At 30.8% G+C, this 9,973-nt stretch carries 5 protein-coding genes; all 5 read left to right on the forward strand.

The window, feature by feature from the left end:
* Window positions 1–91: 91 nt before the first annotated feature.
* Window positions 92–3,253 (forward strand): helicase-related protein, encoded by a 3,162-nt coding sequence (locus M663_RS0113315; protein ID WP_029689282.1) that lies wholly within the window; start codon window positions 92–94, stop codon window positions 3,251–3,253.
* Window positions 3,254–3,979, forward strand: coding sequence for a DUF4391 domain-containing protein (locus M663_RS0113320; protein ID WP_029689283.1), 726 nt, complete (start codon window positions 3,254–3,256; stop codon window positions 3,977–3,979). It abuts the gene before it with no gap.
* Window positions 3,980–3,992: 13 nt separating this feature from the next.
* On the forward strand, window positions 3,993–5,891 hold the full coding sequence (locus tag M663_RS0113325; protein ID WP_029689284.1) for a site-specific DNA-methyltransferase: 1,899 nt from the start codon (window positions 3,993–3,995) through the stop codon (window positions 5,889–5,891).
* Window positions 5,892–5,903: 12 nt separating this feature from the next.
* Window positions 5,904–9,002, forward strand: a complete 3,099-nt coding sequence (locus M663_RS0113330) for a DEAD/DEAH box helicase family protein (RefSeq protein ID WP_029689285.1) — start codon at window positions 5,904–5,906, stop codon at window positions 9,000–9,002.
* Between the two features lie 223 nt (window positions 9,003–9,225).
* Window positions 9,226–9,973 (forward strand): hypothetical protein (locus M663_RS15725; RefSeq protein WP_029689286.1); only part of this gene is annotated, 748 nt, incomplete at its 3' end.

Here is a 9,973-nt window from a genome sequence, read left to right on the forward strand (position 1 = left end):
ATACATATTTTGATTTATAGAGGTTTATATAATATTTTTATGCAGTAGGCTATTATATATGATAGGTTACTAAATGGTGAGGGATAGGAGAATGGCTGAAGTAATAAATTCCAATGATGTTTTAATACAACGGATAAAAACTATACTTAAAAATAAAAAGAATAGTACAATAAACATTGTTAATGATAAATTAACACTTTCTGTTTTTAGTGAATTGCAATTCGACATGGAAAAAGTCAAAGAAATAAATCTTGTTCTAAGAGATTCTACTTATATTCCTACTGGCAAAGAAATTTCTCGGGAATTTGAAATTGGTAGAATTGCTGATAATATATTTTTTAACTCCTATGAAATAGTTGAAAAAAATAAATTGGGGCATCTAAGCAAAGCTCGTAGTATGTATAATTTTATTGAAAAACACGTGAATGTAAAAAGGATAAAAAAGAAAGAGCTTTTAAAAAGCAATTTCATATTAATAGATGAAGACTATGGAGTTTTTGGGGATTCTTCTTTGGAAATTATCCGCAAAACCAGGAAAAATGGTATAGTTCCAATGAATTTTAATATAGAAATTACTGATTCGAAACAGGTCAAAGAACTTAAAAGAAGTTTTGAACTTATTTGGAACAATAAGGGATATACAGAAGATTTCAAGAAGCAACTTTTGGAAAACCTTAATTTCATATATAAAGAATACGATCCGGAATTTCTTTATTTTTTTACCCTTTATGAACTTTTTGGAGACCAATTAGATTCCGATATAGAGCGATTTGAAAGCGATCATATTGGTTTTAAAGATACTGAGATTTGGAAAAGTCTTTTTCGATTTCAAAAAGATGCAGTGGTTTCTGCTATACGCAAAATTGAAAAATATAATGGCTGCATTATTGCTGATAGCGTAGGGCTTGGAAAAACTTTTGAAGCATTAGCTATAATAAAATATTATGAGTTACGACAACATAGAGTTTTAGTTTTAACACCGGCGAAGTTGTATGATAACTGGGATTCATTCAGAAATTCTTACATAGATAACCGTTTTGCGAGAGATCGGTTTGCATTTGATATTCTTTGTCATAGTGATTTAAGTCGTCGTTTTGGGAGATCCCGTAGCGGCCTTGATTTATCCAGAATAAATTGGGGAAATTATGATTTGCTTGTTATTGATGAGTCCCATAACTTTAGAAATCGCAATGATAATCCAGAAAGACTTTCACGTTATGGAAGATTGATAAATGAAATTATTAAAAAAGGGGTTAGAACAAAAGTTTTAATGCTGACAGCTACACCTGTAAACAATTCTCTAAATGACTTAAAAAATCAGTTGAGCACAATTACTATAGATAATGACGAAGCTTTTAAAGAAGATGGTATTATAAGCATTGAAGGGGTATTAAAAAAAGCGCAAAAAGTAATAAATGATTGGATTAAAGAACCGAATAGAAATAAAAAGGATTTATTGGATAATCTTCCATCAGAATTTTTTAAACTTCTTGAAATGGTTACAATTTCGAGAAGTCGTAAGCATATCACTATGTATTATGGCAATGATGAAATAGGTAGTTTTCCTGAAAAACTTCCACCAAAAACTTATAAACCAGAAATTGATAGCAAAGGGGAATTACTAAAATTTTATGATACAGATGAAAAGCTTGATATGTTAACACTTGCAGTTTATCAACCTATGAAATACATTAAACCTGAATACAAGCAATATTATGTAGAAAAATTTCAAACAGTTCGTGGTGGTAGAGTATTATTTAATCATGAAGAAAGAGAATATTTTGTTTCCGTACTACACCGATTCAATTTATTTAAAAGATTAGAAAGCTCTGTTTATGCTTTTAGGGAGACTTTACAACGTCTTCTTCAGAGAATTGATAGATATATAGAATTGCTTGAAAAAAGTAGTGAAGATTTAGAAGTAGAATTTGAAGAATCAGATGACGATGAAGAATTATTATTGGATTATAAGTATGAAATAAATGTTAATCATTTAATGAAAGGAATATATTTGGCTGACTTATATCACGATAAAGGGAAAATAGAAGAATTGTTGAAAAGTGTTGATATTGTTCTGCAAGAACAGAGAGATGAAAAATTAAAAACCTTATTAAACTTTTTAGAAGAAAAAATAACTAAGACACCTTATAATCCAGGCAATAAAAAAGTATTAATTTTTACTGCTTTTGCTGATACCGCATATTATCTTTATGATACTATTGCACAAGAAATGAAAAAACATGGAATTCATACTGCGCTTGTAACTGGGACAGGCGAACCTAAAACAACGCTAAATATTTCTAAAGAATTTAATACTATACTATCTTATTTCTCTCCCAATTCTAAATTAGGGAGAAAATTACCCGAAAATGAACAAATAGATATTCTTATTGTTACTGATTGTATTTCCGAAGGTCAAAACCTTCAAGATGCTGATTGTGTGGTAAATTATGATATTCAATGGAATCCAGTTATTTTAATTCAACGCTTTGGTCGTATTGATAGGATTGGAAGCAAAAATGAACGAATAGCTATGATAAATTTTTTCCCGAATTTAGAACTAAATGAATATCTTCAATTAGAATACCGTGTCAAACAAAAAATGCTGGCGGTAAATTTGACTGCAACCGGAGAAGATGATATATTAAATCCAGATTTAAATGACTTCGACTTTCGTAAAAAGCAATTGGAACGATTGCAAAATGAAATAGTTGATATTGATGAATTATCAGATAATATTTCTATAACAGACCTAAATATGAACGATTACCTATATGAGTTGTCCATGTATGTGCGTAGTCATCCTGAAATAAAAAGAGTACCGAGAGGAATTTATTCTGTGGTTAAAGGGGAAAAACCAGGTTGTATCTTTTGCTTTAGGCATCTTGAAGATAATACTAAGCCTGAAAGTAATAGTTCTCTTTACCCCTATTACTTAATTTATGTTACCCATGACGGTGAAATATATTTTGGAAGCGGTAGTTCACGAGAGACTTTAATGCAATTTAGAAAGCTTTCTTATGGGAAAAATAAACCAAATACCGAACTAATTGATTTGTTTAATCAGCAAACTAAAAATGCAACTGATATGAGCTTTTATTCAAATCTTTTGAATAAGGCAATTGATAGTATTAAAGGTGAGGAAGAAAGAAAAGCTGAAACAAGTATTTTTGACTTTGGTGGCTACGAAAATGAATTTGCCCATACAAGTGCTGATGATTTTGAGTTAGTATCTTTTCTTGTGGTGATGTAAATGCTTGGAGTACCTGAGAAATATAAGATTGATAAAAATTTCGATATAAAAACCTTTTTAACCGGGGAACTAACAAAACAAGAGAAACAAAAATTTAAAGAAGATGTTAAAGGAATAACTTTAACACACCAAATAATTGGAGAAGAAATACCGTCATTAATAAACAATGATTATAACTATCAAGCTATTCTTTATTTTGATATAAAAGTTAATGACTTAAAGTATTCGAATTTTATTGGCGGAATTTTACAAAAGATTGTTAAACCTCCTGCGGTATTACGGTTTATTGATAATAAAGGCAATTACCTGTACTGTTTTGCTTTAAAAAGATTAAGTAAAATTGATTCGCAGGAAATTGTCATAGATGATATAATTTTTACTCAGAGAAGTTCTTTATTTTTCCCTGATGAAAATGCAACATTATTTGATCAATATTTAGCTTTTACTAAAATATTAAACACTGGTAACAAACTCACCTTTTACACAGAAATTATAACTAAAGCCTATCTTATTACCTATAAACATTTGTGGACCGGAGCTTTAAAGGCATTAGAGACCAAAATCTTTTATGACATTGAAAAAATGAATGAAATTAGGACGCTTTTAAAGAAAATCATAAATCTTCAAAATCATCTGAGCAAGTCGATCACATTAGCAGAAAAGGCAAGCCTTAATTCAGAAATAAAAAGTAGTTTTTTAAGGTTAAATGAAATAATTGCTATTTAGGAGGGGTAATAAAATGGAAAATAAAGTGTCAAAGGAAATATTTAATCCAGTCCAAGACAATATCAAAAAGTTTGCTGAATTATTTCCTGCTGCTGTAAAAGATGGCCAGGTAGATTTTGAAGCACTAAAACAGGAACTTGGTCAATTTGAAGAAGTAGGAAAAGAAAAATATGAGCTTACCTGGCCAGGGAAGACATTAGCTAAACAGCTTGCCTTAACCGATGTAGTTGGAAAAACCTTAAAGTATGTACCTGAAGAGAGCAAAAATCCGGACACTACAGAAAATCTTTATATAGAAGGAGATAACTTGGAAGTTTTAAAACTTCTCAGAAATTCGTATTATGGCAAAATAAAGATGATTTACATAGATCCACCTTATAATACTGGCAATGATTTTATTTATAAAGATGATTTCAAAAAATTAAAAGAAGAAAGTGATAAGGAAGAAGGAGAATTGGATGAAAACGGTGAACGATTAATTAAAAACCAGAGAAGTTCTGCACGCTTCCATTCCAACTGGTTGAATATGATGTATCCACGCTTAAAAGTAGCTAAGGATTTGCTTTCCGATGATGGAGTAATTTTTATTAGCATTGATGATAATGAAGTGGCAAATTTAAGAAAGATTTGTGATGAGATTTTTGGGGAGGAGAATTTTATTTCAACTATTATCTGGGAGAAAAAATATGGAATTCAAAATGATGCAAAATGGTTCTCAACAAGTCATGATTACATAATTGCAGTAGCAAAGAATAAAGAAGTATTTAGGCCAACATTATTACCAAGAACAGATAAGCAAAATGCTAGGTATAAAAATCCAGACAATGACCCTCGTGGGCCGTGGATAAGTGATAACCTTAGTGTAGGCAGAGTTACTGAAAAGGATATTTATGAAATTATTACACCAAGTGGAAGAAAAGTATTGCCTCCCCCAGGTAATAGTTGGCGAGTTTCAAAAGAAAAATTTGAAGAATTAGTAAAAGATAATCGAATCTGGTTTGGTGAAGATGGTAATAATGTTCCCAGGATAAAAAGATTTTTATCTGAAGTCAAGAATGGGATTACTCCTAAAACTATATGGGAATATAGTGAAGTAGGTCATACTGATAGTGCTGCAAAAGAATTAAGGGCATTACTTAAAGGTTCTATTTTTGATTATCCTAAACCTGTTGATTTAGTAAAACGGTGTATTCATATAGGTACAAAGCATGATTCTATAGTTCTTGACTTCTTCTCTGGTTCAGCTACAACAGCTCATGCCGTTATGGAGCTTAATGCTGAAGATGGTGGCAAACGCAAATTTATAATGGTGCAACTTCCTGAAAGGGTAGATGAAGAATCAGAAGCCTATAAAGCTGGCTTTAAAACCATTGCCGATATTGGTAAAGAAAGGATTCGTAGGGCTGGAGAAAAGATTAAAGAAGAATTTAAGGATAAGGAGTGGATTGATGACCTTGATATTGGTTTTAAAGTTTTTAAGGTAGGTAAAACAAATATTCGATGGAATGATGATGCTCTTAAAGGTGAGCAGATTACTTTAAGCGAAAGCGCTCTTTCTGTTAAGGATGCTTTAGACTTTAATCCTGGCTTTACTGATATTGATGTAGTTTATGAGATTATGCTACGTCACAGAGATTTCCCACTTACATCTAAAATTGAAAAACTTACCAATATAGGGAATCGAACATATATGTTTGCCGATAGTGTAGTAGTATGTCTTGAAGAAACGATTACCAGTGATATTGTGGATAAAATAGCTTCTTTAGAACCAAAACCGATAAAAATTATTTTTAGAGATAGTGCTTTTGATGATGATATTTCTTTGAAGTTAAATATTTTGCACAGACTTGATACACAAATAAAGCTTTTTAACCAGGGAAAAGACCAGACTTACAGAGTAGAGTTTATTTAAGGAGTGGGCTAAATGACAAGGAAAGTTATATTTAACTTTGATGATAATTTAGAATACCAAAAGAAAGCTATCAACTCAGTTGTAGCCCTCTTTAGAGGACAAGATCGGGAGCTGGGGGATGTAATTTATCGTGGGAAAACCCGACATATAGGACGTATATCTGAGGAAATTATAAGGAATAGATTGGACATAGGAAGGAATGTTATTCTAGAAAATTTACGAGAAATACAAACTCAAAACATGCTCTTTCCCTCTACTGATTTACAGCCTATATATAATTTTTCTGTAGAGATGGAAACAGGTACTGGTAAAACTTACGTATATTTGCGGACTATTTTGGAGCTCTATAAAAATTATAATTTTTTAAAGTTTATAATTGTAGTGCCTACAGTGGCTATTCGTAAAGGAGTAGAAAAAAATATTGAAATTTTGAAAGAACATTTAAAAACCCTTTATGACCTTGACATTTCAAATTATGCTTTCGTTTATGATTCGAATAATTTAAATAAGTTAATGGACTTTGTGGAAGCTAGGGATTTACGCATTGTAATTATGAATATACAGGCATTTAATAAAGACAGCAATAAAATTCGCAGAGAAGATGAAAGAGGGCGAGTTTTGTGGGACCTAATAAAATATACTAAACCAATTGTCATTATAGATGAACCACAGCGACTTGAAGGAAATGGGAAAAAGAAAAGTGCTTCTTTAAAGGCTATTGAAGAATTGGATCCGCTATTCATTTTAAGGTATTCAGCAACTCATAAAAAGCTTTACCATCAAGTATATAAACTTGATTCGTACCAGGCTTATAAACAGGATTTAGTAAAGAAAATTGAGGTTAAAACTGTTTATGGCAATATCAGTAAAGACTACCCTTATGTTCGTTATATAGAATTTACCCGGGACTTAAAAGCAAAAATTGAAATTTTCTATCGTGAACCGGGCGGGCAGGTTAAATTACGTACCTTTAATGTGCAAAAAGGGGTAAGCCTTTATGAATTATCTGGAGAATTATCCCAATATAGAGATATGATTGTATTGGAAGACCCGCACAAAATTAACGGATTGAAAATTGGTTATAAGGAAGGTATCTTAATATTAAAAGAAGGAGAAAATAATTATAATTTAGATGAACTGGACTTAATCAGAATATTAATCCGTTTAACTATACAAACGCATTTAACAAAACAACTAAAAATTTTAGAAAAAGGCTATAAAATCAAAGTTTTGTCCCTTTTCTTTATAGATCGGGTTAAAAATTTTAGAGATAGTGAGGCACCTGACGGCCGAGGAATTTATGCCCGCATTTTTGATGAGGAATATGAGAAAGTAATTAAAGATCCAAGATATAATGAACTTTTTAAAAAATATCCTGATTTATTTCCTGAATACAAAAATGTGCAAAAGGTAAGAGAAGGTTATTTTGCACGGGATAAGAAAAATAATGAAACTGAAATAGAGGATTGGGACTGGGGGAAAGATGAATTAGAGGTAAAAGCTAAATCTCAGGAAGATATTGAACGTGGAATACAGCTTATTTTAGAGAAAAAGGATGAACTAATTTCTTTTGATGAACCATTGGCATTTATTTTTTCTCATTCAGCTTTAAGAGAAGGCTGGGATAACCCTAATGTTTTTCAACTGTGTACCTTAAAAAAAGGAAGTTCGGAAATCGCTAAAAAGCAGGAAATAGGACGAGGCTTGCGACTGCCAGTGGATATTTATGGAAACCGGTGTTTTGACAGTGAAATAAATGTTTTGACTGTAATTGCCAATGACTATTACGATCACTTCGCTGAAGCCTTGCAAAAAGATTTTAGATTGGAGGAAGGACTAGATCAGGAAGAAGTTACTTTTGAAGTTATTTATCAAACCTTGGCAGACGCTGGGATTCCAGAGGAATTTCTTGTGGCAGATACAGTAGAAGCTTTTAGGACTGAACTTATTAATGCTGGAATTATTAATGCTAAAACTAACCAACTAACGAAAGATGCAGCAGAGATAATATATTATGATTTTACAAATGCAATTTTACAACCGTATCAGGAAGCTATTAAAGAGAAATTTATAGAAAATATGAAAGCAAAAGGTAGTAAACGAATTGAGATTAAAAATGGTGATGAAGAACCTGTAGAAAATGGATACCACAGTTTTGTAACGGAAAAAGAATTTCAAAAGCTTTTAGCAGAATTACGTGAACGAATAAACAAAAGAACAATTTACCATGTAAACATTGATAAAGAGGAGTTTATTAAACAAAGTATAGAAGAAATTAATAAACATCTAACTAATAAATTTATTTATCGTCAATATGAAATAGCAACAGGAGGTATAGATTTCAAAAAATCTAATGAGTTGCAAATACATGATCCTGCTAAATTTACAATTAATCTTGGAATAGAAGAAATAGAAAATAATAAAAGTGATTTTGAAATAATAAATTATCTCATGCATCAAACTTTCTTACCAAGGAAAGCTTTAATCAGAATTTATTCGGCTTTGGAAAATAAAATTTTATTACAGAAACAGGAGATTTTAGATGAAGTAATTAAGATTCTTCAGAATAAATTGAATGAATTCCAGGCTAAGAATATAGAATATGAGGTTTTGGATGGAGTTGTGTTTGAAGAGAAGAATATTTTTGCTGTGGATGAAATTGAACAATGGATGCTAAATGAAAGTGCTAAAAAAGCATATAAAACAAAAGAAGAATACCGAAAAGCTCTCCAGAAATATATCCGTGTAGATAGTCATGGGGAGTATGAATTTGCAAGAAGCCTTGATGAAGATCCTGATGTTCTTCTCTTTACAAAATTGAAAAAGGGAGGACTTGTCATTGAAACCCCTTATGGAAATTATACTCCTGACTGGGCAATAATACATAAAGTTGATGATCATAAGGCAAAGTTGTATTTTATTGTGGAATCAAAATTTGAAAAAGAAAGAGTTAATTTAACCGATGTGGAAAAAGCCAAAATTGAATGTGCCCGTAAACATTTTGCCACCGTATCCAGTGATGTAGTTTTTGATTGGGTCAATAGCTATGAAAGATTTAAAGATATTGTAAATAGAAGTATTCAAAAAAATAATGTAGTGAAAGGAAGTTAAAAGAGGAGTCACATTGGCTCCTCTTTGTGTGAATAGTTTAAGTTATAGAAATTGCTTCTAAATATTGAAGATGATGAAGCTACTAAAATAAATATATATTAGAAAACAAAAATATTAGAAATGTGGAAGTTTAGATAAAATTTTGAAGGATTTTTTTTGTTTATGTAGAAATATATAAAAAGATGTTTATTATTTGGTGGTAGTTTATTTAGGGGGACTAATCATGAATGTAATTTATGAGTATAATGATATATGTTATTCTTATGAAGGGTATGAGTTTGAGTACGAAGAAATTGAACTTGAATATTCGAATAAAGTGAAAAATTTTTTGGTAGATAAAGATGAGACAGAAAAATTTAAAGAAGATTTGACAGGATTACTTAAAAAAATTGGCTTTTTTTCTAATGAACAATTGCTTATTGATTTGAGGGCGCTTAACAAAAAGCCTTTTATGAATTTTTCTGATTGGCGTATAGGCGAGGCTTTTGCACATGTAATATTAGAAGAACACTTTAATGTAAGATTTTACTGGAATGAAAAGCGAGATGCCAGAAATCCTAATGGAAATAAAACGGGAGCAGATTTAGTTGGGTTTATAGAAATTGATGATAATGTATTATTTTTATTTGGAGAAGTTAAAACATCATCCGAGAATAAATATCCCCCTCAAGTTATGACAAGTCAAGATGGAATGGAGGAACAGCTAATTGATTTGATTAAAAATTGTGAGAAGAGGAGGTTTTTAATTCAATATTTATCAAATAAAACACGAAGTCTTGATGATAGTCATCCTTTTAAAAAGGACTATAAAAAAGCTTTAGAAAATTATTATAGTAAGTTTTCATATACTAATACTAATTTTCAGATTATAGGTGTATTGGTAAGACATAATGTTAATAGTAATGAAAAAGATGTCTCTAAAAGTTACAAGAAAGTAAAATCATTGATAAGCAAGGCTGGGTTAAAATTAA

It is taken from the genome of Thermoanaerobacter sp. A7A, assembly GCF_000445185.1.
In the GTDB taxonomy this organism is placed as follows: Bacteria; Bacillota; Thermoanaerobacteria; order Thermoanaerobacterales; family Thermoanaerobacteraceae; genus Thermoanaerobacter.

Bases quoted from the DNA above. Each gene is read 5' to 3' on its own strand.
- M663_RS0113330 (WP_029689285.1), top strand. From the start codon at position 5,904: ATGACAAGGAAAGTTATATTTAACTTTGATGATAATTTAGAATACCAA.
- M663_RS0113320 (WP_029689283.1), top strand. From the start codon at position 3,254: ATGCTTGGAGTACCTGAGAAATATAAGATTGATAAAAATTTCGATATA.
- M663_RS0113325 (WP_029689284.1), top strand. From the start codon at position 3,993: ATGGAAAATAAAGTGTCAAAGGAAATATTTAATCCAGTCCAAGACAAT.
- M663_RS0113315 (WP_029689282.1), top strand. From the start codon at position 92: ATGGCTGAAGTAATAAATTCCAATGATGTTTTAATACAACGGATAAAA.